This window comes from Photobacterium sp. SKA34 (assembly GCF_000153325.1).
In the GTDB taxonomy this organism is placed as follows: Bacteria; Pseudomonadota; Gammaproteobacteria; order Enterobacterales; family Vibrionaceae; genus Photobacterium.
In genome coordinates this window covers 66,975-90,803 of the sequence record NZ_CH724143.1, presented here as the reverse complement: position 1 = coordinate 90,803, position 23,829 = coordinate 66,975, and the positions used below count along the sequence as shown (strand labels likewise).

The following is a 23,829-nucleotide window of genomic DNA, read 5'->3' as shown; positions in this document are numbered from 1 at the left end:
CTAAAATGATTTTTGTTTTGCGGATATTTGCTATCGCAATTTTTGCTATCGTGACGTTTATTTTTGGTTGCGGATATTGTTTATTAAGCCCACGTAACCCTAAACACGTTTATACCTTTGGACGTTTGTTTAGTAAAATGTCACGTGTACTAGGGATCAAATTAGAGTTCCGATACGCAGAGGGTGCTGAAAAAGTCGGCTCTGCTATCTATATTGCGAACCACCAGAATACTTATGATCTCTTTACGGTTTCTGGTGCAATCATGCCTCGCACCGTTACTGTGGGTAAAAAAAGTTTAGTATGGTTACCGTTATTTGGTCAGCTATACTGGATAACAGGTAATATCTTAATTGATCGTGCAAACCGCAGTAAAGCGGTGGGTACCATAGGTCAAGTTGTCGATAAAATTAAACAAAACAAAGTTTCTGTGTGGATGTTCCCTGAAGGAACTCGCTCTCGTGGGCGTGGTTTATTGCCGTTTAAAACAGGTGCTTTCCATGCTGCAATTGGCGCGAATGTTCCTGTTGTACCGATTGTTTGTAGTTCAACTGATCATGTCAGGTTAAATCGTTGGGATAACGACGTGGTGATTGTAGAAGTGATGAAGCCGATTTCAACGGACGGCTTACATAAAGAAGACGTTCGTAGTCTCTCTAGCCGTTCTCATGATGTCATGGCTGAAAAATTAGCAGAGCTTAATGCAGAAGCGAGTGAGCGTAGTAAAGGCTAATTTATTTGTTTCGTAAGTATTAATAAACAAGGACATGTTTATCACATGTCCTTGTTTTATTTTAATCCCCCTGAATTTAAAGGGGTAATTTTATAACAGTGTAAAGATTGATGACTGAAGAATATGTAGTCTTGGTTGATAGCCAAGGTGAATTTCAAGGCTTACAAGAGAAAATGGCAGCGCATCAACAAGGTGCTTTACATTTGGCATTTTCGGTTTTGTTGTATCGAAATACCACGTCTGGTCGTGAATACTTACTTCATCAACGCGCGTTGCATAAATATCATAGTGGTGGGCTGTGGACTAATACGTGTTGTTCACACCCTCGTCAACATGAGTCGATAGAACAAGCAGGGATACGACGTTTAGCAGAAGAAATGGGGATCACGCAAGTGACTTCGTTATCAGATATTGGTCACTTCTGTTATTACGCAGAGCTTGATAATCAACTGTTTGAGCATGAACTCGATCATGTGTTGATGGCTGATGTTGGCGAGATAAAGATTGTCCCTAACGCTGATGAAGTGATGGACTATCGCTGGTGGTCTGAAGAGGCGATTAAACAAACGTTAAAGACTCAGCCTGAATTATTTACTGCATGGTTTGGTCAAGTGTTTGCTTTTGCCACTAAGTAACTAGCGTTGTTTTATTAATAAAAAAGCTGTTAACGAGACTCCGTTAGCAGCTTTTTTTATAGCAAATTAAGACGTAATTAAACGTTTAATATCGACGATTATTTACGAACAGCAATTGCTTCGATTTCAATTTTTACATCTTTTGGCAAACGTGCAACTTCAACACAAGAACGTGCAGGGTAAGGTGCGTTATGCTCATCAAAGAAGTTACCATACACTTCGTTAACGGCAGCGAAGTCATTTAAGTCTTTAACAAAAACAGTCATCTTAACAATGTCAGAAACCTGAAGACCTGAAGATTCCACTACAGCTTTTACATTGTCTAAAGATTGTCGAGCTTGCGCAGCAATCTCTTCTGGTACTTCACCTGTTGCAGGGTTTACAGGGATCTGACCTGAAGTTAGTACCATATTGCCAAGGTCAACACCTTGTACGTATGGACCGATTGCTGCAGGAGCTTGTTCTGTATGAAGAACCTTAGTCATTGTTTATCCTTATAAATCATAATTCATGCTGGGCATATTACTTATTTCTAATGTTATTGGGGCATTTGCTATAAGATTCAAGCTTAAAACCTATTTATATCAACCCTAGTTTTGTACGTATCGCTGTTTCGCATTCGGTAATTCTGTTTATATCACTTGGAGCAATCATAACAGTGTCATTGCCAGCAACTGTGCCTAGGATCTCTTTATGAGGGTGAACATCGACAAGCCTTGCGATTAATTGCGCGCAGCCAGGGTGTGTCTTTACTACGATAACTAGTTGATTATGAGTAATATATTCAATTTGTGAGGCGATGACGGATTGTACTTTGACTGGTTCATTTTCGGTGGTTAAGCAGTAAACTTTTTTGCCATAAACGTTAGGTATTTTGGTAACACTTAACCGTGAAAGTAAACGTGAAACCGTGGATTGACTGATGTCACTAAAACCTATTTTGATCAGGGTTTGTCGGATATCATCTTGAGTAGTAAAGCTTTGCTGTTGCAATAACTGTTTACAGGCCGAGGTAATGTCATCCTCTTTAAAGTGATGATTTATTGCACCGTGTGATACATAGTCCTCCACGGGTTGCTCCTTTCTTTATGCTATCAACTATAATGTTACGCACTTTGGTTTCAAGTCCGAGACTCAGAGGCGATGTGAGCATATTTCCAATGTTGTTATTATTTTCGAAAGTAGAGTAACAATAAATACTAATAAGAGATTTGATGCTTATCACTAATCTATCAAAAGGCATGGGGTTGGGGCTATGTATCGTTCATGCTGATAGGTGGAGCATTATAAGAGGGGAAACTAAGCCTATTCGATTGAAATAGGCTTAGTGATTCAACTGAGATATTAAGCGTTGCACTCAGTCACAATTTCGCGAGAGAAAACTTTCTCACAGTACTTACACTTTAATTGAATATCTGCTTTTTTAGTTATCACTTTAAAACCACTACTAACAGGCTCACCGTGAGAGATACAGTTACTATTTGGACACTTAAATACAGCGCTGATAAAGTTAGGAAGTGAAAGGTTTAGCTTTTTTACCACTTCATAGTTTTCAATTTGGTTTACAGTTGCTTTCGGTGCATAGAGTGCTAGTTGATTTGCTTGATCTTCATTAATGAATACATTCTCGATTTTAATGAGATCTTTAGCGCCGAGAGCCGATGATGGTAGGTTTAAGCCGATAGTAACTCGTTGATTTGAGTTATCCATATTAAATAGCTTTAAAACTTTAATACCAACATTAGCAGGAATATGGTCGATAACCGTGCCATTTTTAATTGCTTCAACTTGCAGTTGTGTTTCTTTAGACATGATCAATACTCCTACTTACAGCGTTTCATTAAGAACAAGAGCTAATAGCGCTTGGCGCGCGTATACACCATTTTCTGCTTGTTGAAAAAAGTAAGCATGCTTGGTTTTATCTACATCGACAGTGATTTCATCGACGCGAGGAAGGGGATGAAGCACTTTTAAATTATCTCGGGCATTATCTAACATTTTTGCTGTCAGGATATAAGCTGCTTTCATATGTGCGTATTCTGATTCATCGAAACGTTCTTTTTGTACTCGTGTCATATAAAGAATGTCTAACTCTGGGATCACCTCTTCCATTTCACTATGAACACTGTATTTGATACCCGCATCATCCAGTTCTTCACAAATGTAATCTGGCATCGCTAATACTTCTGGTGCAATAAAGAAAAATTTAACGTTATTAAATTTTGATAGGGCTTGTGTTAATGAATGAACGGTACGACCATATTTTAAATCACCGACAAATGCGATGTTGATATTATCAAGCGTGCCTTGAGTTTCGTAAATGGTAAATAAATCCAATAGTGTTTGTGTTGGGTGCTGATTAGCGCCATCACCACCATTAATTACTGGTACACCATTTGAGAATTCAGAAGCCAAACGTGCCGCACCTTCCTGAGGGTGACGCATAACAAAAGCATCTACATAAGAGGTGATCACTTGAACAGAGTCTGAGAGCGTTTCACCTTTATTTGCAAGTGATGTATTGCCTGCGGTATCAAAACCTACAACAGTACCACCTAAACGCTGAATAGCTGTCTCAAATGAAAGGCGTGTACGGGTAGAAGGTTCAAAGAAGCAACTTGCAATGACTTTATTCTTTAACAGCTCCGGGTTTGGATCTGTTTTAAGCATCTTTGCTGTCTGGATAATTAATTCAAGCTCTGCTCGACTTAGTTCTGGGATGGAAATTATATGCTTCTTAAACAGCGAATTAGCCATGTCTTCTTCCCTCTATTAATAATAAAATAACGCTATTACGACCTGAGCCGTTATCTTTGCCGAATTTTAGGCAAAAAAAAGCCTCCTAATAAAAGGAGGCTTTTTTCAAAAATAGGAATGCGAACCGATGTTAGTAAACGGTGACAATAAATCAGTGCTGTCTACTTTTGTCAGATTCATTACTGGGCTCGTGTTCGACAAATTGGCAAGGATTATACCGCCATTTCTCCATGACGCAAGCGTTTGCTTAAAGTATTCAATTAACGGATATTTATTCAATTTCCAATATAAATAAGTGTGCGTTTTTATTGAAAGTTAAGGCTGTCTGTTGAATTTTATGCATATGAGTACTAACAAAAATGTCGCACAAATAGGCGACATTTTTAATATTGATATTTTATTGTAGTGATTACTTTTAGTTAATTTCCGAGTGTTGCAACCATCACTGCCTTGATGGTGTGCATGCGGTTTTCCGCTTCATCAAAGACGACGGAGTGTTTTGACTCAATTACCTCATCGGTTACTTCAATACCCTGTGTGAGTTCTGGGTATTCTTTCGCGAGTTCTTTTCCTATCGTTGTATCTTCACCGTGGAATGCTGGCAAACAGTGCATGAATTTAACATGTGGGTTACCTGTAGCTTTAATCGTGTCCATATTGACTTGATAAGGAAGCATTAAGTTAATACGTTCAGCCCATGCTTCTTTAGCTTCCCCCATTGATACCCAAACGTCTGTGTAGAGGAAGTCACACCCCTGAACACCTTCTTGAACATTTTCTGTCATGGTGATTTTTGCACCCGTTTCTTCTGCTATTTTACGACACTGTGAAACTAATTCGTCTTCAGGCCAGAATGCTTTTGGCGCAACGAGACGAATATCCATCCCCATCTTAGCGGCACCCACCATCAGTGAATTGCCCATGTTATTTCGAGCATCACCTAAGTAAGCAAATGACACTTCATGAAGCTGTTTACCTTGTATATGCTCTTGCATAGTTAAGAAGTCAGCGAGAATTTGCGTTGGGTGGAATTCATCTGTTAATCCGTTCCATACAGGGACACCTGCATATTGCCCTAACTCTTCAACAACGGCTTGACCAAAACCGCGGTATTCAATGCCATCATACATACGACCCAATACGCGAGCGGTATCTTTCATTGACTCTTTGTGACCGATTTGTGAGCCTGAAGGCCCAAGATATGTCACCTTTGCGCCTTGATCAAAAGCCGCTACTTCAAATGCACAACGAGTACGGGTCGATGATTTTTCAAAAATGAGAGCAATATTTTTACCGTTAAGACGAGGTTGCTCATAACCGTTATATTTGGCTTTTTTTAAGTCAGCTGAAAGCTCTAAAAGGTGCTGAATTTCACGAGGTGAGAAGTCTAGTAGTTTTAGAAAATTACGGTTACGAAGATTAAAAGCCATGGTACATCCCTCTTTCATGATTTCTATAATTGAATGTAGCTTGTCTGAACAAGATTAAGTCATACTCATCAATGTTAGAATATGTTTGTTGTATTATTACTAGTTTGTGAATATTTACTCAACTATTGAGCAATAATATTTGTTCCAGCTTGGCCTTTTAATATTTTTAAGCCATCTTGTAGTTGTCCGATCCCGACTAACTTTCCACCTTTTTTGATAAACTCGCAGGATGCGTCGATTTTTGGCCCCATAGAGCCAGCATCAAAGACATAGTTTGCTAATTCAGACGGTGTAGTGCTGTGCAGTGCTTTTTGAGTTGGTTTCCCCCAATCTAAATACACAGCATCGGCATCGGTTAAAATCAGGAGAGCGTCAGCATTTAGTTGTTTAGCTAAAAATGCTGCCGACATATCTTTATCGATAACAGCTTCGATACCGATCAGTTTGTTCTCTTCCCGTTTGACAGGAATGCCACCACCACCAGTACAAATCACTAAATGATCTTTATTAATAAGGGTTTCAATCGCATCGCATTCAATAATGCCTGTTGGTTTGGGACTCGGCACTACACGGCGGAAGTAATCACCATCGGGTTTGATAGTCCAATGAAACTTTTCTGCTAAATCACGCGCTTCATCTTCTTGATAAACGGGACCGATAGGTTTACTAGGATCTAAAAAGGCAGGATCGTTAGGATCAACGGCCATTTGCGTCAGCATACAAGACACATTTTTTTCTGGCAGAATGTTTTTCAATTCTTGCATTAAGATATAGCCAATCATACCTTGTGTTTCTGAGCCAAGAACATCAAGTGGATAGGGAGTCACTTTCTTATATTCAAGCCCTTGTAGAGCGAGTAAGCCGACCTGTGGTCCATTTCCGTGAATAAGGACAACATTATATTCCTGAGCTATTTCAGCGATAGTTTGTGCAGCAATTGCAATATTATGTCGTTGAATATCGGCTTCTAATGGTTCATTACGGCGCAAAAGAGCATTACCACCTAGAGCGATGACAATCGTTTGTTTGGTCATAACAATGTTCTCTTCGTTGAGACAGGCTGATGCTAATTGATCAGCTAGCGTGCATATAGATAAGTCTGTTAGATACCATCACGTTCAATTGGGCAGCTCATACAGCGAGCACCACCACGACCACGGCCGAGTTCGTCGCCTGGAATAGGTAATACGGTAATTCCTGCTTTATCGTATTTTTCATTCGTATAAGTATTGCGCTCGTAGCCAATAACAACGCCAGGCTTCACGGTTAACACGTTGTTTGCGTCATTCCATTGTTCACGTTCAGCCTCAAAGCTATCTCCACCTGTTGTTATGAGGTTTAATTTGTCGACTTCTAAGGCTTTTTCGATAGCAGTAACAAAGTAACCCTCTTCCTTAATATCAACTCTGCCGGATTGATCGCCGGTTAAGCTCCAACATTTAACATCTTTACTGACAACTTCAGGGTAAACTGAAAAAGTATCTACATTCATGTGTGTCATTACAGTATCTAGGTGCATGCATGAACGATCTTTAGGTAGTTCTATTGCAATGATTTTCTTTGCTTGATTATGCTTAAATAAACTAGAGGCAAGGTGTTCGACTCCCTGTGGTGTTGTTCGTTCTGACATACCGATCAAGACAGTACCTTTACCGATCACTAAGACATCACCGCCTTCAATTGTTGATTTGTCATATGATCTGACTTCGTCACCAAAATATTTAATGAAATCTTGACCTGCAAAAGTAGGATGCCAGCGATAAATAGCACGAAGATGATTGGTTTCACGTTGACGAGCTTCTTTTGCCATAGGGTTTATCGAAACGCCACCGTATACCCAGCATGAAGTGTCACGGGTAAATAAGTGGTTAGGTAATGGCTTTATAATGAAGTCATTCGGTTGATTAATTCCTTGTAGCATTGAAGAGGACTTCATTGGTAAATCGGCATAACTAAGTCCACCGATTAACATAGATGCTAATTTAAGGTGAGGTAGATCGGCTAGGAAACAGCGAATATCATTGGCAAATGTTTGTCCGAAGCGGTATTCAGAAATTTGAGTTTCTAGTAGCCAGTTTTTAGCTTCAGGAATATCTAACGTTTCAGCAAGCATATTATGGAGAAGTAATACTTCAACCCCCTGTCCACGTAATGTATCAGCAAAAACATCATGTTCTTCACCCGCTTTTTCAACGGATAAAACATCATCAAATAATAAGTCTTGGCAATTGGATGGTGTTAAGTGACTAATAGAACGGCCTGGACGATGAATTAAAACACGATGTAATTGACCTATTTCCGAACCTACATAACAGTTATTCATAATAGTATCTCGCTTACGAAATTATTTTATTTAAGGTGGTTTTTATCTTGTTAATATATTTATTTGATAGTTACAATACGCTTTGTTTTTTATTTTAAATCGACCTTAATCACATATCTAAATATATTTTATTTGTTTTTGAATATTCTATTTTTTTAAATCCCTCCTTGTTAGTGGTTTATTATTTTTTTAATAAAATCTACACTTTGGTGGTTTTTATATATTTAAATATTTTGACTGCTATATAAATAAAGCACCAATACTTAATACAATCATAGTTAATAATATAATTAAGCCTAATAACGGAGCGACCCATTTTAACCAGCGAATATAAGGAACTCTCGCAATAGCTAATCCCCCCATAACAACAGCAGAGGTTGGAGTTATTAAATTAACCACACCTGATGCAGATTGGTATGCGGTGACAACAAGATCTCGTCCTACTCCTGCAAAATCTGCAAGTGGAGCCATAATTGGCATGGTTAAAACGGCTAATCCGGAAGTTGATGGCACAAGAAACGAAAGTAAAATTTCCAACCAATACATAACATTGATGAAAACAACGGAGGATAAACCTGTTACTAAATGCTCTGCTGAGTTTAATATTGTGTCTGTTATCATGCCACGATCCATGATCACTACAATTCCGCGAGCAATACCGATAATCAGAGCAACACCTAATAGATCTCTCGCACCATCAATGAAGCTAGTAGTAAATTCTTCTTCGCTCATACGAGCAATTAAGCCAATTATAATTGATGAACCTAGGAACATGGCCGATATTTGTGCCATCCACCATCCTTGAACAGAGACACCATAAATCATTACAGCAAAAGATAAGCCGAAAAGAGTAAGAATAATTTTTCGTGTGGTTGTAAATTCTAAATTATCTTCTGATTTATTACTCAAAAAATGCTTTTGGTTTTCTTCATACATATCGTAAACGACTGACTTTGTTTTATCTGCACGAACCTTTTTGGCATAGCGCATAACGTAAGCGGCACAAATGATAAAACCTACAACGAGTATAATAATGCGTAATGCAATACCATCAGTGAAAGGAATACCTGCTGCATTTGCAGCAATCACAGTGGCAAACGGATTAATCGTTGAGCCTAAAGTTCCGATCCCTGCCCCAAGTAATACTGTAGCTGCGGCAACTAATGGATCAAAGCGTGCAGCCATCATGACGGGAACAAGTAAGGTGTAAAAGGGGAGTGACTCTTCAGCCATACCATAAACTGTTCCGCCAGCGGCAAATAGTCCCATCAAAATAGGGATCATCAGCTCTTCTCTTCCGTAGAGCTTAGCTGTAACGCGTTCAATCCCTGCATCAATGGCACCAGTTTTAGTAACTAAACCTAAAAAACCACCAATGATAAGAATAAAAAGTGAAACATCGATAGCTGCTGCTTCATAAGTGTCGTGATTATAGAAACCATCAATAGGAGCGAGAAGGACATCAATAGGATCCTGAGGATTGGCTTCTACGGCATGATATGTTCCTGTAACTGGTACTTCTTTTCCTAGTTCTTCATTAAGAACACGATCATATTGACCTGCAGGTACTATCCAAGTGAGAGCAGCAACGAATGCTATAAGAATAAATAAAATGGTGTAGGCAGAAGGGAACTTGAGATGTGTAAAAAAGCCTTTCTTTTTTCCCTTAACTTGAGAGTGTGTTGTCATGATGATCTCCAGCATTTAGCTATTAGAGCCAATTGCATTAATAAGTGAGCGATGACCAGAAAGAGTGTAGCTATCTTTACAGTAATATGTTGTTAGCTTTGCGATGATGAAACTTAGTAATAACCCATTTTTGAATATTCTTTATTTCTTATCTTTATCATTCTTAAATCCTTTTTTAATTTTATTTTGTTTTTTTTCTGCTTACTACTGATTTCCGTGCAGGAATATTATTACTCAAATCGTTTTCTAACTCGGTATTCACTCACACTTTTTACTGTTTTCTAATCACTTGAATGAATGGAAAGTCAACGAGATGGGAATTAATTGATAAAAAGTGATTACTTATTCTTTTTCTTTTTTGTTAGAGAGCGAACAAAATGATTGGATTGAGTATCAAAAATGATGTGACGATTACTTTCTTTAGCTTGGTGAGTAATTTTAAGTTTTATAAAAAAAGAAGGAGATCAGCGTTGGAATTTATAAAGTGAATGGAAATATTATGCATTTTAATTGCTTTAAGTTTTGCGATTTAAAATCGTAATGACTTTTGACTTAAATCAAATTAGCATTCCTACTAACGTAACAGGTGGTAATTAATGGCAAACCATGCGATATTTGCCAGCAAATTGATTCCACAGTCGGAGTGAACCCATGTCTTATGCAGAACTGATCGAAGAGCAAAAAGAAGAAACACGCGAAATTATTGCCGCGTTACTTGAAGATGGCAGTGAGCCAGATGCTCTTTATACGATTGAGCACCACTTTTCTGCGGATACGTTTGAAGAGTTAGAAGGTGCTGCTGTAGAAGCCTTTAAACTTGGTTTTGAAGTTTTAGAAGCAGAAGAGCTTGAGCTAGCACCAGAAGATGGCGGCGGTAAAGTTGTTTGTTTCGATGCTGTAATGGAATCAGCACTGAACGCTGAGTTGATTGACGAACAAGCAGAAAAGTTAATCAAACTTGCTGAAAAACACAATATCGATTATGACGGTTGGGGCACTTACTTCGAGTCTGATGAAGATGACGAAGAAGAGTTCGAAGACGAAGAATAATCGTAAAAAACAGATTGAATAATTAAAAGCCGGCATTTTGCTGGCTTTTTCTCTTTTTAGCCGTGGTTATCGATCTTTTTATTTTTTGAGATGCTCAAACCGTAATCACGATCACGGTGCACTAGCAAAAATTGCGTAAATTTATTTGTTTTATTATCAAGTTGACTGAGTGTGCTCAGTGCTGGAGTTATTGATGACAATTTTGCTTAATGGTCAATGGCAGTTAACCTGTGTTCAACGAGCGGCACTACAAGATCTTCATATTGAATTGCCAGGCGACGTACATTCTGCGCTTTATGCTGCTGGTGAGATCCCTGATCCATATTGGGCTACCAATGAAAAGAAAGTTCAATGGGTCGGTGAATGCGATTGGGTTGTTAGTCGACAGTTTGAGTTAACCGAAGAGCAGTTAGCTTGTAATGCGATGGACTTGGTGATGGATCACTTAGATACTGTTGCCGAGATCCGTGTAAACGGCCATACCGTAGCTGATTTTAATAATATGTTCATGCGTCATAAAGTGGATGTATTAAGCTGTCTTCAAGTGGGTAGCAATCGTATTGAGATTGTCTTACATCGTGCTGATTTAGCGGCGAAAAAACGCGCAGATAAACTGCCATTTCCAGTGCCATGGGCTGAAGGGAATAACCAAATTCCTCACATGAATACTTTGCGTAAAACGCAATGTCATGCTGGTTGGGATTGGGGAATTTGTTTATCGGTACTTGGTGTTTATGGTGACATTGAGCTTCAGCCGATAGAACATGTTCGAATCAGTCATGTGAGTACGAAACAAAAGTGGCTCGATCAAGAGTGCGAGTTATCTGTCACGCTCAATTATGAAGTGGTATCAGAGAAAGGGTTAGCAAACGCGGCTGTTACGTTTAACGATCAAACCTTTCACCTAACGCTTGATCGTGATGCAACGAAAACATGTGTCTTATTCCGTATTGTGGAGCCTCGTCGTTGGTGGCCCGCTGGGTATGGCAAACCTCGTTTATATGATCTTAAAATTGAAGCTGACGGCAGTTATATCAATAAGAAGATTGGCCTGCGTAAGCTTGAGTTGATCACTGAAGATGATGAATTTGGCCAAAGTATGGTCTTTAAAATTAACGATGTTGAGATCTCTGCATTGGGTGCCAATTGGATTCCGATGGATGCGATGCCTTCACGCATGACGGATCAACGGTATCGTTCTTTGTTGGAAGATGCGTTAGCTGCCAATATGAACATGCTACGTGTTTGGGGCGGAGGCATGTATGAAAAAGATATCTTCTATGAGTTGTGTGATGAATTAGGGATCATGGTATGGCAAGATTTAATGTTTGCTTGTGCGCTGTACCCTTCAACACCTGATTTTGTAGCAGAAGTAAAACAGGAAGTTGAATACCAAGTCCGCCGATTAAAAGATCATGCAAGCCTAGCCTTATGGTGTGGTGACAATGAAGTGATAGGTGCGATTAGTTGGTATCCGGAATCGCGTCAAAACCGCGAAAAATATCTTGTTAATTATGATCGCTTAAACCGTGCATTAGCAGAAGTGGTTGAAAAAGAAGATCCTTCTCGTCGTTTCTGGGCGAGCTCGCCGTGTAATGGTGAGTTAGATTTTGGCGATGCGTGGCACGATGATAAACGTGGCGACATGCATTTCTGGGATGTATGGCATTCAGGTAAAGATTTTGAAGCCTACCAAACTGTCACACCACGTTTTTGTTCTGAGTTTGGTTTCCAATCATGGCCGTCACTGCCGACAGTGAAGACGTTTGCCCCTGAGCAAGATTGGAATATCACGTCACCAAGTTTTGAATGTCATCAGAAAAATAGCCGTGGTAACTCTATTATCACAGAAATGTTTACCCGCTATTTCCGCTTCCCTAATGGTTTCGTCAATATGTTGTACCTATCGCAAGTACAACAAGCAATGGCGATTAAAACGGCAGCAGAATATTGGCGTGCTCATAAGCCGACAAATCGTGGCATTTTATTCTGGCAATTGAATGATTGCTGGCCAGTAAGCTCATGGTCATCGCTAGAATATAGCGGTCGTTGGAAGCAGTTGCACTATCATACTCGACGTTTCTTTGCGCCACAGATGGCGACCTTTATTCGAGATGATCAAGGAGTAAAACTTCACTTGATCAATGATGGTCGTAATAGTGCTGAGTTAAAAGGTGAAGTGGTATGGCAGAGCTGGGAAGGTGAGATTTTATATCGTGAACCTATTTCAGAGTTCCTTAATCCTGATTGCACTAAAGTAGTGTGGGAATGGCTAAACGAAGATCTTGATGGTCATGAGAGTGAGGGCTTCTTCCATGTGCATTTACGCAATGGCAATAAACTGATTGAAAACACATGGTTTCCAGCGAAACCTAAAGAATGTGAATTAGAAGATCCTGATTTACGTTTTGAAGTTGCTGAAATGAATGGTGAAATATCAGTGATGCTGAGTAGCAGCAAACCTGCTTTCTATGTTCATTTAGAATTTGAAGGGGAAGGTCGATTTGAAGATTCAAGCTTTACTCTCGTCCCTGAGCACCAACGCCAAGTGAAGTACATTGGCTCAGCCAGTTACGATGAAGTCGTGCAAGGCTTACGTGTTTATCATTTAAAGCAAAGCTACTAATCCATTATATTGCTTAGATAAGCCTGCTGAGAGAGTCTCTGAGCAGGCTTTTTATTATCATTATTAATGAATTAGAAGGTTTTAAGCATATGAATTTCACACACATTGTGCCCTGTATTGCCTAGCGCAGTTGGAATATCGACAAAGCCTAGAGATTGATAGAGTTTCACCGCTTCTTTTAATACCTCTGTGGTCTCTAAATAGCAGCCTTTAAAGCCATTTTCTCGGGCAAACTTTAATGCCTGAACAGTTAATACTCGTGCTAACCCCTTGCCTCTGAGCTCTGGTAAGAAGAAGACTTTTTGCAGTTCACTCCACTGTGCATCTCCCGCTAATGGTGCTACACCGCCACAGCCTAAAATACGATTGTTTTTTTCTATCACCCAATAACGACTTTTCGGTAATTGGTAATGCTGGAAGAGATCATCAAGATGAGGATCCGCAACGCTAAAGCCTCTATCTGGGGTTAATCCATATTCAGCTGAAACACGACGAATAAGTGCAGCAACGGCGGCATTATCTAAAGGCGTGATTTCTCTGAGTACATACCCCTGTTGATGCTCTGTGATTGTCAAAGCTTTATGGTAACGGCGTAAACTTGTTTCTAACTGCTCTATTTCATCTTGATCCAGTTGATTTAAAATCGTTTGGGTATCTTTATCAAGTTGGTGGTGAAGAGCGGAGAGTGTTTGAATACCATTCGGTGTCAACTGAGAGAGTTGGCTACGTTTATCGTTAGGGTTGGCAATTGAATGGATCAATCCTTGGTTGAGTAACATGGCTAAATTACGGCTGGCATTGGATTTATCGACCCGTAAACGCTCTGCCATTTGATTAACCGTACAAGGCCCTTGTTCTAACTCAATCAAAGTGTGGGCTTGTACGTGGGTAAGGGCGAATTGTCCACATTGATTATTTAGCATGCCGAGTTGACGGACTAATTGGCGAGAGAGCTGGCGAAGTTGTTGGGGCTGCATGATTTATCCTTGAATTTAATTGCACTACGCAACTAAATTAGTTGCAGCCTGCAACAATGTCAATCTTTTTTATCTATCGTGTTGTTTATTAGTGCTGACAAGCCATTGCATCTAGCCAAGTGGGCTGATGTGTCCCTGCTTGGTTGTGATCTTTACGTTGCCATACACGTTCATGGAAATAGTAAGCCATGGTATTAATTGCAGGTTCGATCATTGCCATTAGGCTACCAATTAGTACGTCACCAGTAAGAAGGTAAACAACACTAAATGCGACACTGAAGTGCACAATAGCAAAGCTTACTGTTTTGCGACTTGGCGTATTAAAGTGTGATTGTTTGAGTGTTTTGCTTTGCCACACTTTTTCATGGAAATAAAAGGCAACGGTATTAACTATCGGCTCAATCATTGCAATTAAACTACCAATAATGATATCGCCAGTAAGAAGGTAAGCCACGCTAAAAGCGACAGTAAAATGGATGGCGGCAAAACTGATTGTCTTTTTCATAAGGTGATCCTCAATTCGATGAGGTCATTATCATAGAATATTAGCAATAACTAAATTTGTTATTTTATATATTACTAATAGGTGAAAGCTATTGTTTGAAAAGAGATGCCGGATTTGAAACATAAAAAAACCGACAGTATGTGACTGTCGGTTTTTATTAATCAAGAATGATTGGTGAGATTATAGCGCAGCAATCGTTGCTTTTTGCTCAATAAGCTTCACTAATGTTTCTTCATAACCGGCTAGCTTTTCACGCTCTTTAGTGATCACGATTTCAGGCGCTTTAGCAACGAAGCCTTCGTTACTAAGCTTGCCAGAAGTACGTTTGATTTCGCCTTCCATTTTCGCGATTTCTTTGTCTAAACGTGCAAGCTCTGTATCTTTATCAATCAAGCCCGCCATTGGGATCATCAATTCAGATTTACCCACAAGTGCAGTAGCACAAGCCGGTGTTGCTTCACCGTCAGCCAATACTTTCACTTCTTCTAGTTTTGCTAGAGATTTCAGTACTGTCAGGTTTGCTTCAACACGTGCGGTATCTGCAGCATCAGCCACTTTTAGCATTACTGATAATGGCTTACTTGGCGCGATATCGTATTCTGCACGTAGGTTACGAATGCTGGTGATAAACGCTTTAACAAACTCAATATCAGTGATCGCTGCTTGGTCAAATTGCGCTTCATCAAACTGAGGCAATGCCTGAGTCATGATAGTTTCACCTTCAACACCGTCAACGAGTGGCTTAACGCTCTGCCAGATAGATTCAGTGATGTAAGGAAGAACAGGATGCGCAAGACGTAATGTCTTTTCAAGCACTGTGATTAGCGTATGGCGCGTTGCACGTTGTTGTGCTTCTGTGCCTTTCCATAGAACAGGTTTCGTTAGTTCTAGGTACCAGTCACAGAATTGGTTCCAGATGAACTCATAAAGTACACCAGCAGCCATATCTAAACGGAAGTTATCAATATGAGTATTGAACTCTTTTGCCGCTAGCTGGAATTGTGATTCAATCCACTTATCTGCTAGAGAGTACTCAAGCTCGCTACCTGCTGCGAAGCCACAATCTTGATCTTCTGTGTTCATCAGTACGTAACGGCTTGCGTTCCATAGCTTGTTACAGAAGTTACGGTAACCTTCAAGACGCTTCATATCCCAGTTGATGTCACGGCCTGTTGAAGCCATTGCTGCTAGGGTGAAACGTAGTGCGTCTGTACCGTAAGGTTCGATACCGTTCTCAAATGTTTTGCGAGTCGCTTTTTCGATCTTCGCTGCAAGTTGTGGCTGCATCATATTGCCACAACGCTTCTCAACGAGAGACTCAAGATCAATACCGTCGATCATGTCGATAGGGTCGATAACGTTACCCTTAGATTTCGACATTTTATCGCCGTTTTCGTCACGGATAAGACCCGTTACGTAAACTGTCTTGAATGGTACTTGCGGCTTGCCGTCTTCATCTTTACAGAAATGCATGGTCATCATGATCATACGTGCAACCCAGAAGAAGATGATATCAAAACCGGTTACCAACACATCAGATGGGTGGAAGGTTTGAAGATCAGCAGTATTTTCTGGCCAGCCTTGCGTACCAAATGTCCATAGTGCTGAAGAGAACCATGTATCAAGTACGTCGTTATCTTGGTTTAGAACCACAACAGGTGCTAGGTTATGCTTTTCACGTACTTCTGCTTCGTTACGGCCAACGTAAACATTACCGTCGTTGTCGTACCAAGCAGGAATACGGTGACCCCACCATAGTTGACGTGAAATACACCAGTCTTGAATATCACGCATCCAAGCGAAGTACATGTTTTCGTACTGCTTCGGCACGAACTGAATATCGCCGTTCTCAACCGCTTCAACTGCAGGTTTTGCAAGCGGTGCTGCACGCACATACCATTGGTCTGTTAGCATTGGTTCAATAACCACGCCACCACGATCACCGTAAGGGATAGTTAGGTCGTGATCTTTGATTTCTTCTAGTAGGCCTAGTTCATCAAATTCAGCAACAATCGCTTTACGTGCTGCAAAACGTTCCATGCCATGGTATTTCTCTGGAAGCGCTGTGCTGTATGCTTCACTTGGCTCGCCATTAGTTGTGAATACTTCAGCAGCATCACGAATATCAGCATTGAACGTTAGGATGTTGATCATAGGTAGGCTATGACGTTTACCTACTTCGTAGTCATTGAAGTCGTGTGCAGGTGTGATTTTCACACAACCGGTGCCTTTTTCCATATCAGCGTGTTCATCACCTACGATAGGGATGCGACGGCCAACGATTGGAAGCATGATTTCTTTACCGATCAGATCTTTGTAACGTGGATCTTCAGGGTTAACGGCAACACCAGTATCACCCAGCATCGTTTCTGGGCGCGTAGTTGCAACAACGATGTAGTCTTTACCTTCCGCTGTTTGTACTCCATCAGCTAATGGGTAACGGAAGTGCCACATGTGGCCTTTTTTATCTTTGTTTTCAACCTCTAGATCAGAGATCGCTGTGTGTAGTTTAGGATCCCAGTTAACTAGACGCTTACCGCGATAAAGAAGATCTTCTTGATATAGACGAACGAAAACTTCTTGAACTGCATTTGATAGACCATCATCCATCGTGAAGCGCTCACGATCCCAGTCTACTGACGCGCCAAGGCGACGAAGCTGCTTAGTGATCGTGCCACCAGATTCGCCTTTCCATTCCCAGATCTTATCGATGAAAGCATCACGACCGTAATCGTGTTTTGTTTTGCCTTCTTCCGCAGCAATCTTACGTTCCACAACCATTTGGGTAGCAATACCTGCGTGGTCAGTACCAACCTGCCATAAGGTGTTTTTGCCTTTCATACGCTCACAACGGATCAGGGTATCCATGATGGTATCCTGGAACGCGTGGCCCATGTGTAGGCTACCTGTGACGTTTGGTGGTGGGATCATAATGCTGTAAGCATCTTTAGATGTATCACCATGAGGCTTGAAGTAACCAGCCTCTTCCCAGCGCTGATATAGCGCTTGTTCAATTGATTGTGGGTTGTATGTCTTTTCCATAGCGCTCTTAGAAGGATTCTATGTGGAATTAGGGCGTCTCAGTAGCAGTGGCAGTCGTAATTTGAATGCCAGCAAGGCGATATGCCTTGTAACGCTCGCGCGCTAACTGCTTGAGCTTTTCATCGCAAGGAACGAAGTCTACCACTTGTGCAAAGCTAACCGCAAAATTTGGTGCGTTTTCCGCTAAATTAATTAGCGTAGCACGGCGTCCTGTATGACGTAATGTTGACCATCCAATCTCAACGGGGGAGCCACCATTAGGCCCTTCGCCGACAAGATTGTGGGGCACGAAACTATCAGGATCCTGCTGCCATAGATATTCATCTATTTGTTCTGCTTGCTTTTTATTTTCTGCGAGTAGGTAAACGTTATTACCTTGCCGGTAACTCATCGCTGCTAAATGACAGGCAAAATGGCACTGAAAGTGACTGTCAGCACTCTCTTGCTTGTCATCGATTATATAAAACGTAGCATGAGTCATGTTTTTTGTTCCTAAAGAAAAGGGCCTTACGGCCCTTTTCGATGGTCTTTTACTCGACGATCTCTTGGCCTGCTCTATTTAATAAGAACTGGACAAGTAGAGGGACTGGTCGACCGGTAGAGCCTTTTGCTGCGCCACCTTTCCAAGCGGTTCCTGCAATATCAAGGTGCGCCCAGTTATACTTTTTAGTAAAGCGAGATAAGAAACAACCTGCAGTTATGGTACCTGCACCAGGCGTGCCTAAGTTTGCCATATCAGCAAATGGGCTGGCAATTTGCTCTTGGTATTCATCACTCATCGGTAAACGCCAAGCACGATCGCCTGATTGTTCTGATGCATTAATAATTTCATGGGATAGTGGATTATGGTTACCCATTAAACCACTAATGTGATTACCTAAAGCAACAACACAGGCACCTGTTAATGTCGCAACGTCAATCACACATTCAGGTTCAAAACGCTCAACGTAAGTTAATGCATCACAAAGAACTAAACGACCTTCAGCATCGGTATTTAATACTTCAACTGTTTGACCTGACATAGTGGTTAAAATATCACCAGGACGATAAGCGTTACCTCCCGGCATATTTTCACAGCCCGCTAACACACCAACGACATTGATGGGTAAATTAAGCTTAGCTAATGCTTTCATGGTACCGAACACAGAGGCTGCACCACACATGTCGTACTTCATTTCGTCCATTTGAGCGCCAGGTTTAATCGAAATACCACCTGAATCAAAAGTTAACCCTTTACCGACAAGGACGATTGGCTTAGCGTCTGAATCGGGGTTACCTTTGTACTCAATAACCGACATCATGGCTTCATTTTTAGAACCACGACCCACAGCAAGATATGATGTCATCCCTAAAGATTGCATCTCTTGCTCACCAATGATTTTAGTACTTACGGTCTCAAAATCATCAGCTAGACGACGTGCTTGTGAAGCCAGATAAGCTGGATTTGCCACGTTTGGTGGCATATTACCCAAATCTTTACTTGCGCGAACACCAGATGCTACCGCCAGACCATGGCTGATAGCGCGCTCACCTAAAGAGAGCTCGCGACGAGTCGGTACATTAAAGACTAGTTTACGCAGTGGACGACGAGTCTCTGGTTTATTACTCTTAAATTGGTTAAAGGTATACAAGCTATCTTTGGTTGTTTCGACAGCTTGACGTACTTTCCAGTAAGTATCACGACCTTTAACATGAAGCTCTGTTAAGAAGCACACTGCTTCCATAGAGCCAGTTTCATTTAAAGTACTGATCGTTTTTTTGATGATTTGCTTATATTGGCGTTCATCAAGTTCACGCTCTTTACCACAACCAACAAGTAAAACACGTTCTGATAACACGTTTGGTACGTGGTGTAGTAAAAGCATTTGCCCCGGCTTACCCTCAAGGTCGCCACGACGCAGTAAGGAGCTGATATAACCATCACTGATTTTATCTAGCTGTTCCGCGATTGGAGAGAGGCGACGTGGTTCAAAGACGCCAACAACAATACAAGCACTACGCTGTTTTTCGGGGCTGCCGCTTTTTACACTGAACTCCATGCGTACTCCTAACATCCTAATAAAGACAATTAACGCTAAATGTTGGATAATACCACACTTGTTTGCTCTGCCGTGATTTCGGTATACGCTTATAGTGCAGTCTTTCATTTAGCTGAAAGATAAAAAAATAACTGATTTAACGAAAAACTATAGTGATTCCATCAAAAAAACAAGTTTTCTATGGGAATATAACGCGTGATTATTGTTAGGTATTTGACAAGAGAGACATTAAAGAGCCAATTAGCGGTACTTTTTGTACTTTTTCTTGTCTTTATTAGCCAAAAGTTTATTAGCATTTTAGCCGATGCAACCGATGGCTCGATCCCGAGTGATCTCATTCTAACCTTCATGGGATTATCTATCCCTTCGATGGCACTACTAATGCTCCCTCTGAGTTTGTACATTGGGATCTTACTCACGTTCGGCAGATTATATGCTGAAAGTGAAATTACGGTGATGAATGCGACGGGGATGGGGAATAAATTATTACTCCAATCAGCGTTAGCCTTGGCCATTATTACGGGGTCAATTGCAGCTGTGAATGCGTTTTGGGTTGCACCTTGGTCGCAAGAGCATATAGAGCAACTTAAAGAAGAAACAAAAGCTGGGCCAACGTTAAATATGTTGGTAAAGGGGACGTTTCAGCAGGCGCCAAATGGAAGTGGGGTTATCTTTATTGATAATATTACTGATAAAGGCTCAAGACTTCATAAGGTTTTTGTCGCGCAATTAAAAGCAACGGACACCTTGCAGCCTAGTGTCATGGTTGCTGACAATGGTACCGTCAAAGAGTTATCTGATGGTCGTCAAATGTTAGAATTAAATGACGGCGCCCGATATGAAGGTATTCCTACTCAGCTAAACTACTCCATTACTCATTTTAATGACTACCAAGCACTAATAGGACAACGTGAAGTTAAAGCGGGTGATCGTGATTGGGAAGCTCAACCCACAATGACCCTAATAAAAGATAAAAGCTTGGCAGCAAAAGCTGAATTACAGTGGCGTTTCTCTTTAGTGTTTTGTATTCCATTGTTAGTGATGATTGTTGTGCCGCTGTCTGCTGTTAATCCACGTCAAGGACGATTTGCAAAATTGGCACCTGCTGTATTGATTTATTTGGCTTATTTCTTAGCGATCTCATCAGCAAAATCGGCGATTGAGGATGGTATTATCCCGTCAGTGATTGGCATGTGGCCGATTAATATTACAACATTGTTAGTTGCTCTTGCTTTAAATAGCTGGGATTCGATGCCTGTGCGACGCCTTAAAGATAAATTACGGAGACGCAGTTAATGTTTAAAATTCTCGACTGGTATATAGGTCGAACGATCATTGCAACTTTCTCACTGACACTATCAACCTTAGTGGGCTTATCTGCGATCATTAAATATGTTGAGCAGTTAAGAAAAGTGGGGCAGGGAAGCTACGATCTCCTCAAGGCGCTGTATTTTGTCTTATTATCAATGCCGCAAGACATCATTATGTTTTTCCCTATGGCAGTATTATTAGGTGCATTGATTGGTTTAGGTATGCTGGCATCAAGCTCAGAGCTGGTGGTAATGCAAGCGGCAGGTTTTTCTAAGCTTGATATCGGTTTATCGACCTTAAAAACGGCAGTCCCAATGATGATAGTGGTTGTTTTACTGGGGCAGTGGGGAGCACCGCAAGCGCAGAAAATGGCACGTGAATATCGTTCGGCATGGATTTATGGCGGTAGTGTGATTGCTGCACAAAGTGGTGTATGGGCTAAAAATGACAATAGCTTCATTTATATGGGACGTGTTCATGATCTCAATAAAGTGGATGTTGTTAACATTTGGCAGTTTGACAACAAAGGTCAGTTGGAAGATGTAACATCAGCAAAACGAGCGTCTTACGATAAAGCCACAGGCTGGACAATGCATGATGTGACCATAACTGACATGATAGGTAGTAGTCAGTTAACCAATAGTCAGATAGCAAGCAAGCATTGGGAAACAACATTAACACCAGATAAATTAGCAGTTGTGACGGTGAAACCTGAAGAGTTATCGTTGTCAGGCTTATATCATTATGTAAATTATCTTAAAGAGACCAAGCAAGATGCTTCTCGTTATGATTTAGCATTTTGGCGTAAAGCGCTTCAGCCAATATCCATTGCTGTTATGATGCTATTAGCATTATCTTTTGTATTTGGTCCTCTTCGCTCTGTTACGATGGGGGCTCGCGTACTTTCTGGTGTCATTTTTGGTTTTGCATTTTATATATCAGACCAAGTGTTTGGTCCTATGATTTTAGTGTACCGATTACCGCCTATTTTACTGCATTAGGTCCAAGTTTAGCTTTCTTGTTTATTACAATATATTTGTTAAGACGCAACTATAAACGAAAAAAAGGAGCCTAACGGCTCCTTTTTATTAGCGAATATCTTTTGTCACTATCATTTCACATTCAGCCATCACGTCTTGTAACGCCCGACGTTTAGTGTTGTATGCGAGCAAATTCCCCAACCCTAGGGCTGCAGTTGCAGCGCGGATCAATGCTTGAGTAACAGTAATTGAGCGCCCATCTTTATTTTGTACTTTTAATTTCCATGCTCGCATTCCCAAAGTTTGGCCGCCATGAGTCCAAAAATAAGTGTAGAATCCAATAATTACGGCACCTAAGTAGCTAGAGTAAAGTAAGTTAGCTTGTGGATGATGAGTTAAATAAGCACTTACATCTTCATAATGAGCTAAATCGAGAATATTAAAATGAAGTAGAAGCGCTATTCCTGCCATCGCTATACCGCCCGCTAACATAAGAATAGCTGCGACAATTAAAGCATCATAAAACCAAGCGGCTAAACGCCGAAATAAGGTTGGATATTGTGGGGAAGTAGTATTTTTTATTTTTGTTGATTTTGACATAAAAAATCCGATTTTATCTAACTGTGTCCATATGTGCTGAGTGTAACAGTAAACGATAAGCCAGAGAACGCTTGATATTGCTACAGAATGTGTGTGGGGGGGGTGATATTATCAGCAACAACGAATGAAATAGAATAAAAATATAGCGGTCAAAGATATTGGTTGAATATCTTAACGATAAAGGCTTGCCTCACTACATTGTATACGTATAATGGCAGCCATAAGCCCGAGTGGTGAAATTGGTATACACGACGGATTCAAAATCCGTTTCCTTCGGGAGTGACGGTTCAAGTCCGTCCTCGGGCACCAAATTTCAAACAAAGCCTCAATCGAAAGATTGGGGCTTTGTTGTATCTAGACATTAGACTTACTCTTAACTTCTCCTCGACATACGTGCCATATTTAATTGTTACACTAAGCTTAAAGTGATCTGACCTGATTACAGAATTATTTTGAATGAGTCGAGTAACGTAGCGTTCAATTCTTTAGTTTAAAATCTACTTTTCCATTTACTGGCCATGGCTCTCTGTCTGAAATACTCCATAACCTATTAATGGTGCCATTATGGACATCATTAACTGATCCTTTATCGTTCAGCTATTCACCGTGGAGTATAAGCATTGAGCTTTATCTCTATGTTTTACTCTTCCTGACGCTATATTTTTTTGGTCGTTACAAATTTTGGAATTGGTTGATGATAGCTGTTATGGTTTTAGGCTTAATGGGGAACAATTCAATATTACTTCAACCATATGTATTTAATGGATTATCATTTTTTGGGTGGTGCATTCACGCATGTTGTATTTACCAAAGTAAGCATATCCCCCTTCCTTTGTTGCAGGCTCTGCTATTGAAGTCGCGCTTTTAAGTGCTGTAGCTTATTTGGTTTCAAATGAAATTACAGACAGATATATACGCAACGCTATTGTTCTATCTTGTTGTATTGTTTTTTTGCTTTTGAGTCTGGTGCGATTTCAAAAATGTTAAATAGAAGTGTATTTCAAGTCTTGGGGAAAATGGTCTTATTCTATCTACTTAACACACGCAGCTATTTTCTTGATAGTTACATCGGTCGCATTAGTAGGAGAGTAAAGAAATCGCTCCAATGATAGAGGGGGCACGGTTTATAGATTT

The 23,829-nt window shown here is 40.5% G+C and carries 19 protein-coding genes, 1 tRNA gene and 1 pseudogene; 7 read left to right on the top strand and 14 right to left on the bottom strand.

What is annotated here, in order from left to right; translation table 11 throughout:
- Positions 1-5: 5 nt before the first annotated feature.
- On the top strand, positions 6-731 hold the full coding sequence (locus SKA34_RS13525) for a 1-acylglycerol-3-phosphate O-acyltransferase (RefSeq protein WP_006646095.1): 726 nt from the start codon (positions 6-8) through the stop codon (positions 729-731).
- Positions 732-841: 110 nt separating this feature from the next.
- Positions 842-1,366: an isopentenyl-diphosphate Delta-isomerase gene (gene idi, locus SKA34_RS13520; protein WP_006646094.1), complete on the top strand. Its 525-nt coding sequence runs from the start codon at positions 842-844 to the stop codon at positions 1,364-1,366.
- Between the two features lie 98 nt (positions 1,367-1,464).
- On the opposite strand, the gene SKA34_RS13515 is transcribed toward idi, so the two are convergent.
- The 8 genes from SKA34_RS13515 to SKA34_RS13480 all read right to left on the bottom strand — a co-directional run bounded on the left by SKA34_RS13515 (position 1,465) and on the right by SKA34_RS13480 (position 9,565).
- Positions 1,465-1,851 (bottom strand): Rid family detoxifying hydrolase, encoded by a 387-nt coding sequence (locus tag SKA34_RS13515; RefSeq protein WP_006646093.1) that lies wholly within the window; start codon positions 1,849-1,851, stop codon positions 1,465-1,467.
- Between the two features lie 94 nt (positions 1,852-1,945).
- Positions 1,946-2,437, bottom strand: coding sequence for an arginine repressor (locus tag SKA34_RS13510; protein ID WP_006646092.1), 492 nt, complete (start codon positions 2,435-2,437; stop codon positions 1,946-1,948).
- Positions 2,438-2,710: 273 nt separating this feature from the next.
- Positions 2,711-3,178 carry an aspartate carbamoyltransferase regulatory subunit gene (gene pyrI, locus SKA34_RS13505; protein ID WP_006646091.1) on the bottom strand — a complete coding sequence of 156 codons (468 nt, stop codon included), beginning with the start codon at positions 3,176-3,178 and terminating at the stop codon, positions 2,711-2,713.
- A gap of 15 nt (positions 3,179-3,193) precedes the next feature.
- Positions 3,194-4,123 (bottom strand): aspartate carbamoyltransferase, encoded by a 930-nt coding sequence (gene pyrB / locus SKA34_RS13500; protein WP_006646090.1) that lies wholly within the window; start codon positions 4,121-4,123, stop codon positions 3,194-3,196.
- A 419-nt stretch (positions 4,124-4,542) separates the two neighbouring features.
- Positions 4,543-5,553, bottom strand: coding sequence for an ornithine carbamoyltransferase (locus tag SKA34_RS13495; protein ID WP_006646089.1), 1,011 nt, complete (start codon positions 5,551-5,553; stop codon positions 4,543-4,545).
- A gap of 122 nt (positions 5,554-5,675) precedes the next feature.
- Positions 5,676-6,587: a carbamate kinase gene (arcC, locus tag SKA34_RS13490; RefSeq protein WP_006646088.1), complete on the bottom strand. Its 912-nt coding sequence runs from the start codon at positions 6,585-6,587 to the stop codon at positions 5,676-5,678.
- A gap of 68 nt (positions 6,588-6,655) precedes the next feature.
- The gene (gene arcA / locus SKA34_RS13485; RefSeq protein ID WP_006646087.1) at positions 6,656-7,876 is read right to left on the bottom strand and encodes an arginine deiminase; all 1,221 of its coding nucleotides are present in this window, start codon (positions 7,874-7,876) and stop codon (positions 6,656-6,658) included.
- A gap of 240 nt (positions 7,877-8,116) precedes the next feature.
- Positions 8,117-9,565, bottom strand: a complete 1,449-nt coding sequence (locus tag SKA34_RS13480; protein ID WP_006646086.1) for a YfcC family protein — start codon at positions 9,563-9,565, stop codon at positions 8,117-8,119.
- Between the two features lie 651 nt (positions 9,566-10,216).
- Between SKA34_RS13480 and rraB the strand changes: the two genes are divergently transcribed.
- Complete coding sequence (gene rraB / locus SKA34_RS13475) at positions 10,217-10,615, top strand: ribonuclease E inhibitor RraB (protein ID WP_005369784.1); 399 nt, start codon at positions 10,217-10,219, stop codon at positions 10,613-10,615.
- 193 nt (positions 10,616-10,808) lie between these two features.
- Positions 10,809-13,241, top strand: a complete 2,433-nt coding sequence (locus SKA34_RS13470; protein ID WP_006646085.1) for a glycoside hydrolase family 2 protein — start codon at positions 10,809-10,811, stop codon at positions 13,239-13,241.
- Between the two features lie 71 nt (positions 13,242-13,312).
- On the opposite strand, the gene SKA34_RS22955 is transcribed toward SKA34_RS13470, so the two are convergent.
- The 5 genes from SKA34_RS22955 to pepA form a co-directional block, all read right to left on the bottom strand.
- Positions 13,313-14,218 carry a helix-turn-helix domain-containing GNAT family N-acetyltransferase gene (locus tag SKA34_RS22955; RefSeq protein ID WP_006646084.1) on the bottom strand — a complete coding sequence of 302 codons (906 nt, stop codon included), beginning with the start codon at positions 14,216-14,218 and terminating at the stop codon, positions 13,313-13,315.
- Between the two features lie 88 nt (positions 14,219-14,306).
- Positions 14,307-14,723, bottom strand: a complete 417-nt coding sequence (locus SKA34_RS13460) for a DUF2061 domain-containing protein (protein WP_006646083.1) — start codon at positions 14,721-14,723, stop codon at positions 14,307-14,309.
- A 180-nt stretch (positions 14,724-14,903) separates the two neighbouring features.
- Positions 14,904-17,765: a valine--tRNA ligase gene (locus SKA34_RS13455; RefSeq protein WP_006646082.1), complete on the bottom strand. Its 2,862-nt coding sequence runs from the start codon at positions 17,763-17,765 to the stop codon at positions 14,904-14,906.
- Positions 17,766-17,793: 28 nt separating this feature from the next.
- Positions 17,794-18,246: a DNA polymerase III subunit chi gene (locus tag SKA34_RS13450; RefSeq protein WP_006646081.1), complete on the bottom strand. Its 453-nt coding sequence runs from the start codon at positions 18,244-18,246 to the stop codon at positions 17,794-17,796.
- A 49-nt stretch (positions 18,247-18,295) separates the two neighbouring features.
- A complete protein-coding gene (pepA, locus tag SKA34_RS13445) occupies positions 18,296-19,804 on the bottom strand; it encodes a leucyl aminopeptidase (RefSeq protein WP_006646080.1) in 1,509 nt (502 codons plus the stop codon).
- A gap of 195 nt (positions 19,805-19,999) precedes the next feature.
- Here pepA and lptF point away from each other — a divergent pair, with 195 nt between their 5' ends.
- Positions 20,000-21,100, top strand: coding sequence for an LPS export ABC transporter permease LptF (gene lptF / locus SKA34_RS13440; protein ID WP_006646079.1), 1,101 nt, complete (start codon positions 20,000-20,002; stop codon positions 21,098-21,100).
- Positions 21,100-22,190, top strand: a pseudogene (gene lptG / locus SKA34_RS13435) (LPS export ABC transporter permease LptG). Before lptF ends, lptG begins: the two are co-directional and overlap by 1 nt.
- A gap of 13 nt (positions 22,191-22,203) precedes the next feature.
- Here lptG and SKA34_RS13430 read toward each other — a convergent pair.
- Positions 22,204-22,695, bottom strand: coding sequence for an RDD family protein (locus tag SKA34_RS13430; protein ID WP_006646077.1), 492 nt, complete (start codon positions 22,693-22,695; stop codon positions 22,204-22,206).
- Between the two features lie 224 nt (positions 22,696-22,919).
- Between SKA34_RS13430 and SKA34_RS13425 the strand changes: the two genes are divergently transcribed.
- Positions 22,920-23,004, top strand: a tRNA-Leu gene (locus tag SKA34_RS13425).
- Positions 23,005-23,829 lie beyond the last annotated feature (825 nt).